This window comes from Desulfosarcina sp., assembly GCF_033791525.1.
Classification (GTDB): Bacteria; Desulfobacterota; Desulfobacteria; order Desulfobacterales; family Desulfosarcinaceae; genus Desulfosarcina.
This window is the reverse complement of record NZ_JASJGN010000190.1, coordinates 1-17,556: the sequence shown is the minus strand read 5'-3', so window position 1 is coordinate 17,556 and position 17,556 is coordinate 1. Positions and strand designations below refer to the sequence as shown.

The 17,556-nt window shown below is 53.6% G+C and carries 15 protein-coding genes and 1 pseudogene; 10 read left to right on the top strand and 6 right to left on the bottom strand.

From position 1 onward, the window contains the following. The 3 genes and pseudogenes from QNK41_RS09325 to QNK41_RS09315 form a co-directional block, all read left to right on the top strand. Positions 1-192: pseudogene (locus QNK41_RS09325) on the top strand (ABC transporter substrate-binding protein); the annotation flags it as partial. Next, positions 176-1,045, top strand: a complete 870-nt coding sequence (locus QNK41_RS09320; protein WP_319256041.1) for an ABC transporter permease — start codon at positions 176-178, stop codon at positions 1,043-1,045. The pseudogene QNK41_RS09325 and the gene QNK41_RS09320, both read left to right, overlap by 17 nt. Beyond that, positions 1,042-1,827: an ABC transporter permease gene (locus QNK41_RS09315; RefSeq protein WP_319256038.1), complete on the top strand. Its 786-nt coding sequence runs from the start codon at positions 1,042-1,044 to the stop codon at positions 1,825-1,827. The genes QNK41_RS09320 and QNK41_RS09315 overlap by 4 nt, the downstream gene beginning before the upstream one ends. Before the next feature lie 34 nt (positions 1,828-1,861). On the opposite strand, the gene QNK41_RS09310 is transcribed toward QNK41_RS09315, so the two are convergent. Beyond that, positions 1,862-2,857: a tRNA 4-thiouridine(8) synthase ThiI gene (locus tag QNK41_RS09310; protein WP_319256036.1), complete on the bottom strand. Its 996-nt coding sequence runs from the start codon at positions 2,855-2,857 to the stop codon at positions 1,862-1,864. 517 nt (positions 2,858-3,374) lie between these two features. Between QNK41_RS09310 and QNK41_RS09305 the strand changes: the two genes are divergently transcribed. From QNK41_RS09305 to QNK41_RS09295, 3 genes are read left to right on the top strand one after another with little or no spacing between them, the layout of a single operon-like run. Continuing rightward, a complete protein-coding gene (locus QNK41_RS09305; protein ID WP_319256034.1) occupies positions 3,375-3,866 on the top strand; it encodes a (2Fe-2S)-binding protein in 492 nt (163 codons plus the stop codon). A gap of 5 nt (positions 3,867-3,871) precedes the next feature. Continuing rightward, positions 3,872-4,750: a xanthine dehydrogenase family protein subunit M gene (locus QNK41_RS09300; RefSeq protein WP_319256032.1), complete on the top strand. Its 879-nt coding sequence runs from the start codon at positions 3,872-3,874 to the stop codon at positions 4,748-4,750. A 60-nt stretch (positions 4,751-4,810) separates the two neighbouring features. Next, positions 4,811-7,081, top strand: a complete 2,271-nt coding sequence (locus tag QNK41_RS09295) for a xanthine dehydrogenase family protein molybdopterin-binding subunit (protein WP_319256030.1) — start codon at positions 4,811-4,813, stop codon at positions 7,079-7,081. A gap of 162 nt (positions 7,082-7,243) precedes the next feature. Here the strand turns inward: QNK41_RS09295 and QNK41_RS09290 are convergent, their stop codons facing one another. From QNK41_RS09290 to QNK41_RS09270, 5 genes are all read right to left on the bottom strand, one after another. Continuing rightward, on the bottom strand, positions 7,244-7,819 hold the full coding sequence (locus QNK41_RS09290) for a GAF domain-containing protein (protein ID WP_319256028.1): 576 nt from the start codon (positions 7,817-7,819) through the stop codon (positions 7,244-7,246). A 12-nt stretch (positions 7,820-7,831) separates the two neighbouring features. Then, entirely contained in the window at positions 7,832-8,290 is a 459-nt protein-coding gene (locus QNK41_RS09285) for a universal stress protein (protein WP_319256026.1), read from the bottom strand. Between the two features lie 249 nt (positions 8,291-8,539). Further along, positions 8,540-10,075 carry an adenylate/guanylate cyclase domain-containing protein gene (locus QNK41_RS09280; protein ID WP_319256024.1) on the bottom strand — a complete coding sequence of 512 codons (1,536 nt, stop codon included), beginning with the start codon at positions 10,073-10,075 and terminating at the stop codon, positions 8,540-8,542. 219 nt (positions 10,076-10,294) lie between these two features. Continuing rightward, complete coding sequence (locus QNK41_RS09275; protein WP_319256022.1) at positions 10,295-10,675, bottom strand: FHA domain-containing protein; 381 nt, start codon at positions 10,673-10,675, stop codon at positions 10,295-10,297. Between the two features lie 18 nt (positions 10,676-10,693). Then, on the bottom strand, positions 10,694-13,225 hold the full coding sequence (locus QNK41_RS09270; RefSeq protein ID WP_319256020.1) for a serine/threonine-protein kinase: 2,532 nt from the start codon (positions 13,223-13,225) through the stop codon (positions 10,694-10,696). A 655-nt stretch (positions 13,226-13,880) separates the two neighbouring features. Between QNK41_RS09270 and QNK41_RS09265 the strand changes: the two genes are divergently transcribed. The 4 genes from QNK41_RS09265 (at position 13,881) to QNK41_RS09250 (ending at position 17,365) form a co-directional block, all read left to right on the top strand. Continuing rightward, positions 13,881-14,756, top strand: coding sequence for a hypothetical protein (locus QNK41_RS09265; protein ID WP_319256018.1), 876 nt, complete (start codon positions 13,881-13,883; stop codon positions 14,754-14,756). 506 nt (positions 14,757-15,262) lie between these two features. Then, complete coding sequence (locus QNK41_RS09260; protein ID WP_319256016.1) at positions 15,263-15,700, top strand: hypothetical protein; 438 nt, start codon at positions 15,263-15,265, stop codon at positions 15,698-15,700. 511 nt (positions 15,701-16,211) lie between these two features. Beyond that, positions 16,212-16,736, top strand: a complete 525-nt coding sequence (locus QNK41_RS09255; protein ID WP_319256014.1) for a PilZ domain-containing protein — start codon at positions 16,212-16,214, stop codon at positions 16,734-16,736. A gap of 440 nt (positions 16,737-17,176) precedes the next feature. Then, positions 17,177-17,365 carry a CooT family nickel-binding protein gene (locus tag QNK41_RS09250; RefSeq protein ID WP_319256012.1) on the top strand — a complete coding sequence of 63 codons (189 nt, stop codon included), beginning with the start codon at positions 17,177-17,179 and terminating at the stop codon, positions 17,363-17,365. The last annotated feature ends 191 nt before the right edge of the window (positions 17,366-17,556 follow it).

Genomic DNA, 17,556 nt, shown 5'->3' with positions numbered 1-17,556 from the left:
AACTGGGGGGATTTCCCGGCCCTGGATCCCAACCGATTGAGCCCGGCGGACCAAAAGCGATTCCAGGCCGTGGACCTGGGCCCGGCCACCCTGGGATCGGCTCAGCTGGATTCTGTTGCCGTGCCGGAAATCCCGTCCGCTTATCTGGAAGCCCTGGAGCAGGGATGGAAAGACCATGTCCTGGACAACTAACCTGTTCTTAAGGCTCAGCCCACTGATCCTGCCTTACCTGGTCCTGTTCTGTGGCGGGGTGTTCCTGACCGTCTGCCAGTCCGTCGGCGTCCTCACCCCGCTGCACCATGAAGGCGGTGCACTGGACGCTTACGCCAGGCTCCTGGTCGACCGGTCCTTTTATGCCTCGTTTCTTTTTTCTCTGGGGGTGGCAGCGGCGTCAGCCTTTTTTGCCGTGGCGGCCGGCACCACTCTGGCCTACCGGACCTGGCAATTGCCCGGGAGGCTGGCCACTGCCGCCCTGGTCTACAAGATCCCCCTGATCCTGCCCCACATTGCCGTGGCCTTTGTCGTTCTGGTTTTCTGGAGCCAGTCGGGCATCCTGTCCTCCGTGGCCTATTCCTTGGGCCTTATCCAGTCCATGAACGAGTTTCCCAACGTCCTTTTTTCCGGCTGGGGAATCGGGATGGTCCTGGCCTACACACTCAAAGGCACCCCTTTTGCCATGATCCTGACCATGGCACTGCTGGTCCGTTTCGATATCCGCCAGATCCAGACCGCATCCATGCTCGGGGCTTCCGGCCTGCGGATTTTTTTCAGCATTGTACTGCCCCGTCTGGCTCCGGCCATGCACACCGGGTTTATCATCCTGTTTCTCTACAGCTTCGGCGCCTTCGACATCCCCTTCATTTTAAGCGAGAGCCGGCCCGGAATGCTGAGCATCCATGTCTACAACCTTTACTTCAAGCATGACCTGGCCCGGAGGCCCGAAGCCATGGCCATTCTGACCATCATGTTCGGCTTTGCCGTCCTTTTCATCATTGTCTACTCAAGGGTTGTCCGCCGCCTGGAAAGCGGGGTCAGAAAACTATGAAGCCCATCATCACCCTGCTGGTCTTGGTCATCCTGTTTGTCCTGCCGGTAATCGTGCTTCTCCTGACTGGTCTGGCCCCGGGCTGGCGATTCCCGGATGTCTGGCCGGACACTTTCTCTTTAACCGGCATCGCCTACCTGATCCGGAACCACGAGCAGATCCTCACCTCCCTGGGCTCCTCATTTGTTTTTTCCCTGCTTACGGTCCTGACGACCCTGTGCATGTGCCTGTTTCCCGCCGCCGCCTTCGCCAGGATTGAATTTAAGGGGAAATCGTTGCTGGAAGGGCTGCTTCTCACCCCGGCCCTGGTACCGCCAATGACATTTGCCATGGGCCTGCACTTCCTGTTCATCAAGTTTTCCCTGACGGAATCCATGGTCGGGGTGGTCATCGTGCTGGCTGTGTTCAGCTACCCATATATGTTCCGGGCGCTGGTGGCCGGATTCCAGACCATGGGGGAGGATTATCGGATATGCGCCCGAAACCTGGGTGCCGGAAGCCTCACGATCGTGTTGCGGGTGGAACTGCCCCTGCTCATGCCGGCGGTGATTGCCGGAGGCAGCGTGGTCTTTTTGGTGGCGTTCTCAGAGTATTTCCTGGTGTTCCTCATCGGCGGTGGCAGCGTGGTATCCTTTACCGGCACCCTGTTTCCGTTGCTCTCCTCATCCAACCGCTCCCTGGCCGCCATCCTGACCCTGATCTTTTTATTCCTGCCCATTGTCCTGTTTTTGATCATGGACACCGCTCTGGTCAGGCTCTACCGGAAAAGGGGGATGATTTGACCCGTGCAATTGCATCTGAGAAGGCAATCTGCTTTCAAATCAAAAATTTTTTATTCTCTACAGGAGGTATCGCCAAGACCATCACCTGCCGTCGCCGACCGCCCTCCTGTACGTTCACTGCGACCGGTTCGAACTCCGGCGCCTTGCTATAGCCGGCGCAGATACCGGCGGCCAGCATCACCATCGATTCACTGCCGCCGCCGGAAATCACTACCAGCGGACCGGGAAAATCGTCCATCTTCAACACCATGTCCGTTTGCGGATCGATACAGTGGTTGATCTGCTCGTTGTCTTGGTGAGTGCGGCCCACCACAATTTTGATCTTTGAATCCAGGCGCATGTGGCGGCCAAATTTGAGCAGGTTGAGGTCTTTTTCCGGATAGGATGTCTGGTGGTCGAACAGATCCTTGAGCCGTCGGCTGAAAAGCTTGTCCGTCAGCAGGCACCCGCCGGCCGGCGCCGGAAAATCGGTCACCCCGAATTTTTTGGCCAGCTGCAACTGCGGTTTCCGGGACCGGCCGGAAATATCCAGCAACTGTTCCCTGTCCACCAACCCATCTTTTTCCGGAAGGGTCTCGGGTAGATTTTTTGCGGAAAGGGGCCTGAGGATGGACCCTTCATATCCGGAGTGCTTTTCCACATAACGCAGGGAGGTGCGCGTCTGACTCATGGGTCGCTGCCCCAACACCTCGCCGGAAAAGAGAAAATCGAAGCCCTGTTCGGTCATGATCTCACCGGCCAGGCGGAACATCAGGCTGTGGCAGTCCATGCACGGGTTCATGTTCTTGCCATATTTGACAGACGGCGACCGCATCATCTCCATGTATACCGGAGTAATTTTGCGCACCATTAGCGGAATACCGGTGTGCTGCGAAGCTTTTTTGGCCTTTGCCGATGAAAAAAAGGGGGTCTCAAAGGTGACCCAGTGCACATCGATTCCCTGTTCCCGCAACACCAGCGCACTTAAGATGCTGTCCAGCCCACCGGAACAAAGCCCCAGGGCACGTATGGTCTTTTTTTCAGCTGCCATGATTTCCTTTCTATACCCGACCATACAACGATTCCATGTTGTATGGGTAAGGGTAAAGACACACCTCGGCCCTGTCAAGCGACGGCACCGTCGAGGTCATGGGAAGGGATCGAAAATATCCGGCTCCCTTCAACCGGTGATTATCGATTCCACGCAGCAAGGCCTGAAAAACCTAATCCGGGGTATTGGATTGCGGTTTAGGCCTTGACGAAATACATAATAGCTATGATATAGCTTCAATAACCCGGATTCTGGAATTGGGCATTTTGGAATTAAGGGATTGAGATACCGCTTGCTGCCGGCACTATCCCTTGATGATCGACAATTCCAGCATTCCCAATTTTGATGCCCTCGAAAAAAGTCGCAATTCTGACGGATTCGTAAAAATGCCGAGATCAAGGCTTGCGAATCCCGAGGAATGAAAAGTACTTACGGTACGCCACAGTGACGAAGGATGAAGCGTAACGCAGATATCGGCTTTTTTACGAATCCGTCAATTTTATTTCTGGAGCCACACATGAGACATGACATCAGCCTGACAGTCAATGGCGACACCTACAACCTGACCGTGGAAGCCTGGCGGACCCTCAACGAGGTGCTGCGCGAGGACCTGAACCTGACGGGGACCAAATTGGGCTGCGGATCGGGAGACTGCGGCGCCTGCACTGTAATTGTGGATGGCAAAAGCGTCAGTTCCTGCCTCACCCTGGCAGTAGAAATGGATGGCAGACAGATCCTCACCGTGGAAGGGCTGGCCCCCTCCGGCGAGACAATGCACCCCATTCAGGAGGCCTTCATCGAAAAAGGGGCCATCCAGTGCGGATTCTGCACCCCCGGCATGGAGCTCTCCGCCCTGAACCTTCTCAAGACCAACCCGCGCCCCAGCGACACCCAGATCCGATCGGCCATCTCCGGCAACCTTTGCCGATGTACGGGTTACAATAAAATCGTGGATGCCATCTCCGAGGCCGGTCGACGCATGAAACCCCAATCCAAAACCAGGAGGTAACGGCCATGCCAGTAGCCCAGTTTGACTATATCGCCCCAACGACCGTGCATGAGGCTGTGGCCGCGCTCGTCAAGGGTGGCAGGGATACCCGGGTCATGGCCGGCGGCACAGACCTGATAGTCAAAATTCGCCATCGGATGCTTTTTCCCAAATGCATCGTGAACCTCAAGCGGATCGCGGGTCTGGATGCCATCACCGTTGATAAAAAAAACGGCCTGGCCATCGGCGCCACCACCTTGTTGGCGGACGTAGCCAACCATAAAGGCATCTGCCGGCACTATCCCACTGTGGCCGAAGCGGCCGGTGCCACCGCCAACGTGCAGGTTCGCAACATGGGCACCGTTGTGGGCAACCTGTGCAACGCCTCACCGTCGGCCGACAATGCCCCCACCCTGATGGCCATGGCGGCGACGATGGACATCGCCGGCCCCACGGGCAGCCGGAGCGTGCTCCTGGACCAATTCTTCCAGGGGCCGGGAATCTCCGCGCTGCAGGTCGGGGAAATCGTCACCGCCGTCCGCGTTCCTCCTCCTGTTGCCGGATCGGGCACGGCCTACCACAGCCTCTCCCAGCGGGGAAAACTGGACTGTTCCGCGGTGGGCGTGGGAACCATGGTCGTTTTGAATGGCGATCGCTGCACGGATGCAAGAATCATCGTCGGCGCCTGCGCGCCGGTGCCCATGCGCACCCAGGCGGCGGAAAAGATGCTGATCGGAAAGAAGATGACCGACACCCTGATCCGCCAGGCGGCCCAAAAGGCATCGGAAGAGACATCACCCATCACCGACGTACGGGCCAGCGCCCCCTATCGCTGGAAGATGGTCTCGGTACTGACCATCCGCGCCCTCACCGACGCCCGGAAAATGGCCTTGCGTAAGCAGTAAAGCCAAGATCGGTTGTATTTTCCGAGAGGCGACACTCACCACATCAAAAAAGGATTTCCCATGAACGCGCACAGCATCATCGGAAAAGACATTCCCCGAACCGACGGCCGGGCCAAAGCCACCGGCCAGGCCATTTATGCCGACGACATCAAACTGCCCGGGATGCTTTACGGCAAACTACTCAGAAGCCCGCTGCCCCACGCCCGCATCGTGAGTATCGACACCAGCCAGGCGGCAGCCATGCCCGGTGTTCGCTGTGTCATCACCGGGCAGGACATCCCCCGGGTCACCTACGGCAACTGGCGTCTCTTCCCCGGCACACAGGACGAGTACGCATTGGCCATGGACAAGGTGCGCTTCATCGGCGACGAGGTGGCCGCCGTGGCCGCCGTGGACCGTGAAACCGCCGAAGCCGCCATCGAACAAATTATAGTGGAATACGAAGAACTTCCCGGCGTCTTCGATGTGGTCTCCTCACTGGCCAAGGGTGCGCCGGTGGTCCACGACACGTCGCCAACCAACATCAGCATCGACCGCAAGATCGCCTACGGCGATATCGAAGCGGGGTTTGCCGCATCGGACTATGTGCGTGAGGACACCTTTACCGTGCACGCAGTCAGCCACGCCTACATGGAGCCCTGCGCCTGCGTGGCCCAGAGCGACCTGGACGGCCGCATCACCTTGTGGACCTCCACCCAGACCCCCTACATCGTGCAGTGTCTGCTGGCATCCACCCTGAACATGCGCGAAAACGACATTCGCGTGATCAAACCTGCGGTGGGTGGAGGGTTTGGCGGCAAGATGGAGCTTCGTCCCTGGGAGTTCTGCTCGGCGTTCATGGCTCGCGAGACCGGTCGGCCGGTGAAGTTCACCTTAACCCGTGAAGAGGAGTTGGCTTTCGGGCGCCGGCGCCACCCCATGACCATCCGCTCCAAGGTGGGCTTTAAAAACGACGGCACGCTGGTGGCCAAGGACCTGCACATCTACCTGGACGGCGGGGCCTACAACGCCATGGGCCCCACGGCCACCTTCCTTTCGGGCAACTTCGGGGCCATGCTTTACCGCTACCCCAACTACCGCTACCTGGGCGAGCACGTCTACACCAACAAACCGCCAGCCAGTGCCATGCGCGGTTTCGGCGCCCCCCAAACATTGTTTGCCGCCGAAACCCAGATGAACATGGCCGCCGAGGAACTCGGTATCGACCCCATCCAGATTCGCCTGAAGAACGCCATGGTTTCCGGCGACGAACTGCCCGGCGTCGCCACCATCAGTTCCTGCGGATTCGTGGAATCCCTGAAGGAAGTGCGGCGCATCAGTGGCTGGTCCCGCAAGCGGAAAAACCTGAAAACGGGCCGGGGCGTGGGCATCGGCTGCTACAGCTTTATCTCCGGCGGCGTCTTCAACTGGTTCAACACCCAGTATCCCTTTTCGGCCGCCGAAGTGCGCGCCTTTGATGACGGCACCGTCCATCTGCTCACCATGGCCTCGGACATCGGCCAGGGGTCGGACACGGTCCTCAAACAAATTCTCGCCGAAACCCTGGGACTAAAGATGGAAGATATCCGACTCACCGCCGCCGACACGGCCATGACGCCCCAGGCTGATCTGGGCACCTGGGGCAGCCGGGTGACCCTCATGGCCGGCAATGCGGTAATAGACGCAGCCAAAAAAATCAAAGAGCGGCTGGCCGGGGCCGTTTCAGCCCGGTTCAACCTCAACGTGATCTTCGACATCGAGTTTGCCGACGGGCGCGTTTATGCAGCGGGCAAGCCGGACCGGGGCATGACGTTCGGTGAGGCGGTAGCCTTTGTCCAGAAGACCCAGCGGGGTGAACCGCTGCTGGCCAGAGGTTCCTATACCCCCCGGGGCAAGGGGCTGGTGAGCCCGGCCTTCAGCTTCGGTGCCCAGGTGGCCGAGGTTGCCGTGGACACCGACACCGGCCAGATCCAGGTGGAGAAGATGTGGACCGCCCACGACTGCGGCAAGGTGCTCAACCCCATGGCCGTGGAGGGTCAATTGGAGGGATCGGTGCAAATGGGGCTGGGTTACGCCCTCACCGAGCAGTTCGTCATGGACGGTGGAAAAACCTTGAATACAACCTTTCTCGATTATAAAATGCCCAACGCGGCGGACATGCCCCCGGGCGAGTCGGTATGCATCGACACCTTCGAACCCGAAGGCCCCATGGGCGCCAAGGAAGCCGGCGAGGGGTTGGCTTCCCCCACGGCTCCGGCCATTGCCGAGGCGGTGTTTCACGCCACCGGCTACCGGTGCAAAGACCTGCCCATCACACCTGAAAAGGTGCTCAAAGGGCTGGGGAAGCTATAAGTCAGAGGTCAGAAGACAGAGATCGGAGGACTGAAAACCGCATTCGGACACCTCAACGCCGACAGCACGACTCGGTTCTTTGACGTCGGTTCTCCGTTCTCTGACTTCCGACCTCGGACCTCAGTCCACAGACCTCTGTCATCCGCCCTCTGTCCTCTGTTCTCAGCGCCTTCCCAACTTAGGTGTCAGCTCCACCTGAAAGGTGTTTCCCAGCACCTCAGCGATGGCATGAACCGTGTTATGGAACCGCGCATAGGTCATCGCCAGGCCGATGATGCCCGCCAGGATCTGCAACGACTCCAGGTCCTGCTCGGACACTTTCCACGGTTCGTAATGATACAACCGAAGCACACCCACCACCTCACCAAGATGAACGATGGGCAGGGACAAGATGGCGGCGATGCCCTCCTTGCGCGCTTCTTCCGGATATTGCAGGCTCTTGTTCTTTTTGCTGATGTCCGAGATCACCACCGGGTTGCCCTGAAAAGTTTCCTTGATGCTCTTGGGCGTGCTCAACGGCCCCTTGGTCAGGTACTTGGCGGAGAGGCCGAAGCTGGCCAGAATCTCCAGTTCTTCGGTGACCGCATTGAGTACGAAAATGGCGCATCCCTTGATGTCGAGGCTGGCGGTTAGCAGTTGGGCCAGGTGGTTGGTCATCACGTCCAGGTCCCCGCTGTGTGCGATCGACCGTGTCACGGCCTTGAAGATGTCGATGTTGATCCTGTTTTCAGATGCCATGTCATCCTCCTTTCAGGTGGCAACGCAGATGGTGACGCCGCGCAGCGCAGTCACCACGCGGGCGTAAATGCTCCGGGTGAAAAAATGGGTCACTTTGCCCGCGCCCCGGCTCAGCACCAACACGTTGCAGCCGGCAACCTTGTCAACGATCTCTTCGGCCGCGCCTTTGACCCGCCTTTTGAAGACGTAGGTGACGGCGTCACGATCGAATCCGCCCTCCACCAGCATGTCCCCCACCACCTTCAAGGCCTCTTCCTTTTCCTTGAGCTCCGCTGCCAGATAGGTCATGCCGCTTCTCATCTTCAGATTCTCCGGACTGGCCGTCACATCGATGGTCGGCAGCGGGGTGTAGGCATGAAAGAGCGTGACGCGGGTCTCCCTTCGCCCGGCAAAGGCATCGATGGCAAACCGGATGGCCTTTCGATCGTTGGGGGAATAATTGTAGGGCAGTAGAATTTGAAACGTTGCCATGGCGCCCTCCTTTCCTGTTGAAAAGGGTTATGGGTCGGCCGCACACCGACAGCGATATCGGGCCCATGAAACGGACGCAGGCAAAAACTGAAGAGACAAAATCAATCGAGAACGAATATATGGCAGTTGCTGCAGATCCAACCGAGAACTGGAAACGTCCGCATCGACAGCGGCGGCCAGAACAAGCCAAACACGATGGCTTGTTAATCAATGCTAAATGGGTCCCGGGTTGCTGTCAAATAAAAACGGTTATAGACCGTATAGTTCCACCGGCTCGATTTTGCCCTTGAGGGTGGTTGTCGGCAGGCTGCGCAAAGGGAATTCCCGGGAAAAGCGCCGCTGGGTGTCAGCGCTGACGATGATGCTGGTGCCATGTTGTTTGTTGGCATCCTGGAGCCGGGACGCGACGTTGACCGTGTCACCGACCAGTGCATAGGATAGGCGGGACGGGCTGCCGATGTTGGCTGCAACCACTTTCCCCGAGTGGATCCCGATACCGTGTTGAAGCGGTGAATGCCCGCGATCGGCAAAGACCTGGTTCACCGCCGTCAGCCCATCGTTCATGTTCATTGCCGCGATCATGGCTTTGGTTGCATGATCCGCAAGGGGGATCGGTGCACCGAATACCGCTTCAATCTCGTCGCCGATAAATTGCAGGACCAGGCCGCCCTGGGCACGAATGGATGCCTCCATCTCCTCGAAATACCGGTTGATGATTCGCACCACCTGCTGGGGCGTTGTCCGTTCGACAAGGGGTGTGAAGTTGCGCAGGTCCGCGAACAGCACCGTTACCTCCCGGACTTCACCATCCAGGGGGATCTTGCGGGAGAGCACTTCGTCCCGGACCTCTTTGGAAACATACTTGCCGAAGGTTTCCTTGATGAACTCCCTTTCCTTGAGACCGGTGGCCATCTCGTTGACCGCATCGCCCACGTACCCCAGTTCATCGTTGGAAGTGACACTGACCCGGCCGTCGAAATGCCCGTTTCGTATTCGTTTCAGCACGGATGTCATGTCCGCCAGCGGACGCGTCAGGTTACTGCTGACCAGAAAGGTAAGCCAGACACCCACCCCAGCAAAAATGGCTGCATGGCTGAAAATCATGGTCTGCATTGCTGACAGAGCCTGGCCGGTGTCGGCAAACGTCTGGGTAATGCCCCAGCCCCCCCGTGCCAGGGTAAACAAGGGAATCAGGTTGGTCGCGGCTAAAAAGGCAATCAAGCGGGTCCGAATACGGATGCGGATGATTTTCGAGACAGCGGACATGCCGCCATGGGGAAAAAAATAAGGAATCATCCGGCGCTGCATGAAAAATTCGATCACGAAAAAGGACACGGTTACGGAGACCAGCCCAACCTGCAGGTTTAGTGAAAAGGCGCCTATAACAGCTTTCTGGCTCAATCCCAATCTCCAAAAGTAGAGCGCATAGGTGACGGCGGCGGAAATCCAGACAAGCGCATTCAGCGCCATTAGAAAAAACGGCTCGTTGAGCAATCTCTGGTGGACCTGATCGATGAGGATGTCGGATGTAGCGAGCCCCTTGCGACGAAGTTCCAAATAGCTCCTGATGGGACGTTCGTAGATCAGCGTGATGGCAATGGGTATGATAAAGCTGAGCGGGATAAAAATAAGATCGATGGTAGCGAATAGACTGCTTCGTGAATCGCTATTCAGCGTCCCCGTCCGGCTGAACAGGTAGAAGACCACCGTCACGCCGATGATGTTGGAGATCACATTGGCAATGAGCATCGTGTTTCTGAATCGAAACCGGTTGACCGAATTCATTTTTAGCCCCCTTTGGCCAGGAATGGATGGCAACGGTGGACGGAAGCGGTGGCGGTCATGCAAGACTGCTCATAAGTCGACCCGGGCGCCACCACTATCTCTTCAGGGCGAATGAGAAGAAAGATAAATGACACGCCCGGTGGACAGGAAGAATATACCGGTGTTGAACAGAAAGCATGCAGACCCGCTCATTTCTTGTTTCGACCAACGGCAAGCCCCTCATTCTTCCGTGTAGTAGACACCGGGGATCCAGCTCTTGCGCAGTTTTGTCGTTTTGTCCGCCGGTTCGGCGGATTCGTCGAGAAATTTGAAGGTATGCTTGCCAATACGGATGACATCGTTGTGGGTCAGTTTCTTCCGGTCGACGGGATCACCGTTGATGTATGTGTGGTTCGTGCTCTTCAGGTCTTCGATGAAATAATCAGCCCCGCCTTCTTCTTGCGTGTTTTCGATCAATTCTATTTTTGCATGACTCTGGCTGGCCAGCATGTCATCGATGAAAATATCGGAATCCGCTTTCCGGCCGATCCGCAGCTCGGCCTTATCAAGGGGAATTCTTTTGATGGTCAAGCCTTCGTGGGTAAGAACGAGCATCGCCATTTCTCTTCTCCTTATTTTTTATATCAGCCGGTTCAGACAAGCGTTGATCTCCTGTAATGCCTGCTCGGCGGCATCATATCGTTTGGTCGTTTGCTTGGCCAGCAGTCGGTTGACAATCGACTTCACACAGGCCGGAATGTCTGAGGCAACCCGGGCCAGCGGCGTATGGGCTTTGTTGGAAATTGCATACAAAATGGCCGACATCGAATCGCCTTTGAAGGGTCTGGCGCCGGTGAGCAATTCGTATGCGACGATGCCCAGGGAAAAAAGGTCGGAGCGGCCATCCACACTCTTTCCGTTTACCTGCTCCGGAGACATGTAACTGGGTGTTCCCAGAATCACCCCGGTGCGCGTCTGGGATGCATCGACGACCTGGGCGATGCTAAAGTCGGTCACCTTGACACGCCCGCCCTCCAGCATCATGATGTTGGCCGGTTTGATGTCGCGGTGCACCACGCCCTGGTTGTGGGCGTAGTCCAAAGCGGCCGTGACTTCGGCGATGACGGCCAGTGCCCGGGGAATCGGCAGCAAATTTTCTTTTTGACAGTAACGGATCAGGGTTTCACCGTTAAGCAACTCCATGGCGATATAGGCCATGTCATGTTCTTCACCGACATCGTAAATGGAAACGATGTTGGGATGGGACAACTTACCAGCCGCTTCGGCTTCCCGGGAAAACCGCATTTTGACTTCGGCCAGTTCCGCCGGTTCGACCTCCGAATACGCAAGCGTTTTGATGGCAACGTCCCGGTTGATCTTGGGATCACGGGCCAGATAAACCGTGCCCATGGCTCCCCGGCCGATCTCCTTGAGGATTTCATAGCGCCCGAACGTCGGTTTGGCGCTGCCGTCCCCCATCCTCAGCGTCGTTTCGTTTCTGCCGCCGGCAACCATCGTGCCGTCAAGTTCGGTAAGCCGGCGACGGCGCTTGTCGACATCCTTGAAGGCGCCAGCCGTCCGGATATGACGGTAGATTTCCAGTGCCTTGTTGAACATGCGTTTGCGTTCGAAATCCAGCGCCAGATTGTACAACAGGTTTTTGACCGTCCGATCCTGCACCGGACACTGCACAAACTTCTCATAGGCCATGTCAAGCATCCCCTGTCCCTGGTACGACAGTCCCAATGTTTTGCAGGCATCCAGTTTGTCTGCCTGCAGCCTGCTGGAAGCAAGCGTGAACTGGAGCAGGAGGAATCCTCCCGCAGCCAGAAAAACCGGGCCCAGCACCTCGATCTTATAGCCATACCCCAGCAACAGACCAACCGCCGCGGCGTACCATGTCGCCAGAAAGGAGATGAGGATGGTGACGCCAACCCGGGTATTCACACGGGGAATCACGACGACAAGAAAAAAAGCGAAATAGAGAATGACCCCAAACTCCAGCACCTGGGCCCATGACGGCCGTGAAAGCCGGTCGGTGGCGAGTATTCCGGCCAGCGCATTGGCCATGATCTCGACATCCGACGCCCGGTCGCGCAGTCCCACCGGATAGGATTGGGCCGCCGGTTCGGCGGTAACGCCGATCAATACGATTTTATCCTTGAAGATGACCGGATCGATCTCCTCGTTGAATATCTCGGAGCAGGAGAACCATCTTTGCCGCGTCCACTCGCGATCGTGATTCAACAGCATCCGGTAGGCGCCATCCGTGGGCAGGTCGAGGTGTTCGATGAGCAGGTGCGGTTGTCCGAAAAAATCTACTTCCACCGACATGTCCTTCAACCGGCCGCCGACGTGCTTGAGCGCCAATTGGAAAGGCAGCGCGGGAATCAGCCGCCCGTTGAAATCGACGAGCAAAGGCACACGCCGGACCCGGCCGTCGGGATCCGATAACAGATTCATGTGCCCCATTGCCCCGGCCTTGCCCGCTAGGGCCTCGAAGGGTTCCAACACGCCAGAAACGGTCAAGAGTTCCTGTGGTCCGGCACCGATGGCCCTGGCCAACACCAACGGTGTATCGGTGCTGCCGGTGGGCAGTACCGTGGCGTTCAGGGAGTTGATGATCACCATTCCCGATGGGTCGGCGCTGTCGTTTCCGGTCGGGTGTGCCCTGGTGCTGAGTATGGGCAGAACCACGTTCCTGCCCCGGCGTATGGCGGCAATCAGACGGTCATCCTGGCTCAATCGTACTTCGGCATCGCTGAGCAGGCCATCAAACCGGTCGATGGATGACCCGGCCCCGTTCCATTGGGGGTTGCTGAGTTGGGCTTTAAGCTGCCTGATTTCCAGCAGTCCAGGGCTTTGATCCGGTTGGGTATAGAGAATGCAGATGCCCAGGGCATCGGCGCCTTGATCCGATATCAGATCCACCAGGTCGGCAATCCGCGAGCGGGGCCAAGGCCAGTCGCCGAACTGCCGTATGCTTCGTTCATCGATGGCCACAAGGGCAATGGGTTGTTCCTCCGCATTGCGATAACGTTCAACCCAGAAATCATAATTCCTGTTTTCAAAATAAGCCCAGGGATCCAATGGCGAAACCATTCCGGCCAGGACAAGCGCGGTCAGCAAAACGATCTGTAACGATGGCGCCATGAGAATCTTTTTCAACATAATTAAATCCACTATCCGCAAAATAAAAACCGCACAATTTGGGCTGCAGTGGTTTCGGGCTATGGGATGATGATGGCCTTGTATACATAAAGCGTCACCACCCGTATGTTCATTTGCAATGCGCCGCAGGCAATCCGCGTTTCACCCACGTATTACCTGCTGTCAACTTGTAAATCATTGAACGTTATGCAAAATCAATGCTATTTTATTATTTTATGGGATTATTAGGAGGGACATTTTCTAAATGTACTTATCTATTGCGTTGCAGGATCAAAGCGACACCGTATCTGGTCACCCTGACTGACTGTCTGCTTCAGCCAATGACAGCCCGCCAGATCCGTTGACCAGTTTAAAGGTAAATTGCGTTAAGACGTGGGTATGGCGCCATGACGACTGCTGTTGTGACCGATACAATGAATAGGGTTGGAAGTGACAATGAAATTGGTTGCCATCCTTTTTTAAGTATATCAATATGAAGCGGAAGACAGTTGGCAAACCTATGGTGAAAAAAGACTTGAAATTATTAATGTCACACTGGAATTAGCGTCTTTTTATGACAGGTAGCCATTCGCACACATAAAATAAGATTTCTACAATGATAAACCAGATACGTTGTAAATCTTTATTTATTCAAATGGAGAGAATCGCATAGATCATGACGAAAAATTTTCCATGGGAACAATTCGATAAGGTTACCTTTGAGAGGGGAATTTGTATTAGGAGAAATGAAACAGGGGACTGGTTTTACATAAATAGCGAAAACCCTCTGTCTGTTTCGGATCCCAATACTGTTCTGACCAATTTTGGGGTTCGTCCTGTGCTCGCTGAAGGATCAAATCAAAACAATCGGGTTTCATTCTTATTACCGGCAATAAGAGGGAGATTACTCGAAATTTACAGAAGCGAACTCGAACTTCTCAAACCTTTAAAGTATGTTATGGGATCGATGCTTTATCATTGCTCGGCACTCGCACGGCTGTACGCAGAAGAATGCACCACGTTTGTTGAACAAACGACGGGGAAAATGGTGAGTGACAGTAATACCTCATCGGAGAAGGAGGACACGCTTGTTACAAGAGCAGAGGCGCCTTTCTACGAATTTGAGACGCTAATAACAAAGATTGTTCTCGGTTACGAATACATAAGATATCCAATTTGGCGAAAATACAAATCGAGTAAGGAAACACCCCGTAACTTTTCGGATGTGATAAAGAAGTGTAAATTCCCACCTGCGATAGAAAAGCGGATTATTTTGAGTAAGGAAAATTGTTATTTGCCTGCAAAAAAATTCAGGCATTGTATTCAACACAACCAAGATATCGGATCATCGTCTTGGTGCATGTTTGAAAAAAAATACCAATTGTTATGGTTATTTAGGGCTCGCCTGCCTGACAACCCAGAAGAAAAGTCAGCAAACGCATTTAAATTTGATCAGGAACTTGATGCGCTTACGGTAGCATGGGAGTATGTAAGTGAGTTTTTTGCTTTAACCGACATCCTTTTGGGCAAAGGGAGTTTATCATCCACTTAAATCTTGCAGGTGGCTACTGATGTCCGGCCAGCTATGCCATCGTGGGGTCAGGAAAGACAACCATTGTCAAATACGAGAAATCTCGATGAAAACCCATGAATCGCTTATTGGCATGGTTAACACATATAATAACCCCTCTTTCTCGTTGGTCTGTCCAACCCTCTTCCTCACATTTTCCACTGAACTGCTCTGCATATCTCTCTCGATTTTGGGAAAGCCCCGCGCCTTGGGTCTTGCCTGTTCCTTTTTTGACACACAGGCCTCAACCTGGCGTAAAGAAATTGACACTATCCGAAAATACCAGATTGTAGATTCTGTCTAACCCATAAGGATTCCATCAGATATCTATTATCTGAAGAAACGGCATGAGTTATGCTGTATTGATTGCTGAAGGTAAAACGCTCCTTCCTCCTCTCTTTAGACAAGGCCCCTGACCAGGGCCTTGTCTTTTTATATGAATTCATCGTATTACATAACCATCGCACGAATATAATGGATATATCCTTATGAAGAACCTGTCGGCTTATGCGTTGAGTTGGATCGGGATGGCAGCCATTGCCATCCTGAACGGAGCCATACGTGAAAAAGCATATGGGCCATTCATGGGAGAGTTGTCCGCCCATCAACTGTCGACATTCATCATAATCCTTCTTTTCGGAGCTTACATATGGGTGCTTACGGGTACGTATCCGATTGAATCACCAACTCAGGCGCTGATTATAGGCGTGATGTGGCTGGTCATGACCGTCATTTTTGAATTCGTGTTCGGTTATTTCGTTATGGGGCATCCCTGGAGCAGGTTACTTCAGGATTATAATCTATTCAAAGGGCGTGTATGGTCGTTGGTGCTGATCTGGGCCTCCGCCGCCCCATATTTGTTTTATCGGATTCGATCCCGAACAGCAGCCGGAATGGGATCCGTATCACGTTCGGGTAGAAGGTAGCCTGGCGCTAGGCAATAAGCTATTCGTTGAAAACCACAAACCGAATGGTGAGAGAGTAAAAGTCGAACCTCATGTCATGCCAGAAAATAATAAAAATGGATTCAGGTCACGCACCATTTTTTACAGCACCGGTAGAACTATCAAAACATCTATTGTCTATTTAACGGGAATTCCGGGTCACCCAAACCCTCCCAATGGGTATCGAAGATTATTTCTGGTATCGAAATCATTAAGGATTTGGTTAAATATACTATTTTGAAAAATATTATGCTTTGACACAAGCTCCTGTTATAGTTATCATAATAAGGAATTTGGTCCGCACACATTGCATGAAAAGCGAGCCCTGTTGATATTAATGTGAATTTAGGTAGTTATCTGAAGCTATTTGCTCACACCCCAGCCTCTGCGTTCCTTTTTCGCTGAAACATGCACAGGTAATCTTATCTGCCCTATTTTTGAACATCATTTCAATTGATGTGGTTGTTATAATTAGAATGTGAGAATCCGCGAAATGGAAGCAGAATATAATCTTAAAAGAAGCAGAAGAATAAATGAAAGAAAATATTTTCAAAAGGAAGTATTATTTTCTACAGGCTCGATTTTTTTTCTTGGAAAGATAAATAATATTAGCAAGGATGGCGCAAGTGTTGGCATCAGGAACATACCTAAACTAAATCCAGGAATAGAAATATTTATTGCGATTCCTTTTCCAAAAAAACAAGGCAGCATCAAAGTAAAAGCAATTGTCATGTGGGCCAATATGGATCAATTTGGCGTTAAATTTAATAAACGAGCAAATGTAAGGAAATATTACCAAAGGGAAGTGATACTTTCTACGGGATCGATTGTTTTTCCTGGAATGATTCAAAATATCAGCATGGGAGGCGCACAAATCGGCAGCCGAAATCTATCTATATCCAAAACTCCGGTAGTTATAAATGTTTCTATTCCTTTTGCAAAAAAGCAAGGCAGCATCAAAAGAAAAGCAATCGTCAGGTGGGCCCAAAATGACCAATTTGGGATTCAGTTCATTTGAAAAATAGCCTCTTTGTCCCTTGCTTGACAAATAAAATTTTTAGAACTTTACATTTTCGTCATTTTTATGGTCCATTATAAATTTTTTGTTTATTTTTCAATTTCACAGGTGCAGTCAGTTATTGACGGATTCGTAAAAAGTCACCGATCATGTCATTCCCGCGAAGGCGGGGCACGTAGTGAAGCTTTTTCAGCGCTATTTATAACTACCTGTTAATACTGGATCCCCGCCTTCGCGGGGACGACAACAAAACCGAAATTTCGACTTTTTACGAATCCGTCAAAATTAGGCGCCATGAAGGCGTCGTGTTAAACGGAAAATAGAACTCGTTACAAGGCCACGAAGGCATCGGCAGACAAATTTCATCTGCCCTCGTCTCATGGCCTTTTTCGTTCTCAGCAGTCGAAATGAGAAGGTTTTTTAAAAGGAGGTGTTCGATCATGTGTGAAGCCAATGCCTATATGGTCAAAGACGATGAGGAAACACTGCTCATGGAATCCGTCGACCTGGTAGAGCCCGAAGCGGACGGCACGTTTCGCCTGGTGGGGATTTTCGGCGACCAGATTGTTATTAAAGGAAAGATCAAGCGGATGAATCTTGTGGATCACCGCATTCTGTTTGAAGAATAGAAGACCTGCCTGCCATTTAATCAGGTGAGCTTCATAACTTCCAGGATGGGGTGTGCTTCCATAAAAAAACCTCACGATCCTGATGCCCCGCCATGCTGAGTAAAATGATCGATTGAGTGAGAAGCCTTCCTAAAACATCCACCTGACGGTGACCACCCATCCTGCCATGGCCTACTTGTTCGTTTGCGGGT

Excerpts from the sequence above, each read along its gene's own strand:
- QNK41_RS09315 (WP_319256038.1), top strand. The coding sequence starts at position 1,042 with ATGAAGCCCATCATCACCCTGCTGGTCTTGGTCATCCTGTTTGTCCTG.
- QNK41_RS09265 (WP_319256018.1), top strand. The coding sequence starts at position 13,881 with ATGACGAAAAATTTTCCATGGGAACAATTCGATAAGGTTACCTTTGAG.
- QNK41_RS09310 (WP_319256036.1), bottom strand. The coding sequence starts at position 2,857 with ATGGCAGCTGAAAAAAAGACCATACGTGCCCTGGGGCTTTGTTCCGGT.
- QNK41_RS09275 (WP_319256022.1), bottom strand. The coding sequence starts at position 10,675 with ATGGCGATGCTCGTTCTTACCCACGAAGGCTTGACCATCAAAAGAATT.
- QNK41_RS09300 (WP_319256032.1), top strand. The coding sequence starts at position 3,872 with ATGCCAGTAGCCCAGTTTGACTATATCGCCCCAACGACCGTGCATGAG.
- QNK41_RS09260 (WP_319256016.1), top strand. The coding sequence starts at position 15,263 with ATGAAGAACCTGTCGGCTTATGCGTTGAGTTGGATCGGGATGGCAGCC.
- QNK41_RS09250 (WP_319256012.1), top strand. The coding sequence starts at position 17,177 with ATGTGTGAAGCCAATGCCTATATGGTCAAAGACGATGAGGAAACACTG.
- QNK41_RS09295 (WP_319256030.1), top strand. The coding sequence starts at position 4,811 with ATGAACGCGCACAGCATCATCGGAAAAGACATTCCCCGAACCGACGGC.
- QNK41_RS09305 (WP_319256034.1), top strand. The coding sequence starts at position 3,375 with ATGAGACATGACATCAGCCTGACAGTCAATGGCGACACCTACAACCTG.
- QNK41_RS09270 (WP_319256020.1), bottom strand. The coding sequence starts at position 13,225 with ATGTTGAAAAAGATTCTCATGGCGCCATCGTTACAGATCGTTTTGCTG.
- QNK41_RS09290 (WP_319256028.1), bottom strand. The coding sequence starts at position 7,819 with ATGGCATCTGAAAACAGGATCAACATCGACATCTTCAAGGCCGTGACA.
- QNK41_RS09280 (WP_319256024.1), bottom strand. The coding sequence starts at position 10,075 with ATGAATTCGGTCAACCGGTTTCGATTCAGAAACACGATGCTCATTGCC.
- QNK41_RS09320 (WP_319256041.1), top strand. The coding sequence starts at position 176 with ATGTCCTGGACAACTAACCTGTTCTTAAGGCTCAGCCCACTGATCCTG.
- QNK41_RS09285 (WP_319256026.1), bottom strand. The coding sequence starts at position 8,290 with ATGGCAACGTTTCAAATTCTACTGCCCTACAATTATTCCCCCAACGAT.
- QNK41_RS09255 (WP_319256014.1), top strand. The coding sequence starts at position 16,212 with ATGGAAGCAGAATATAATCTTAAAAGAAGCAGAAGAATAAATGAAAGA.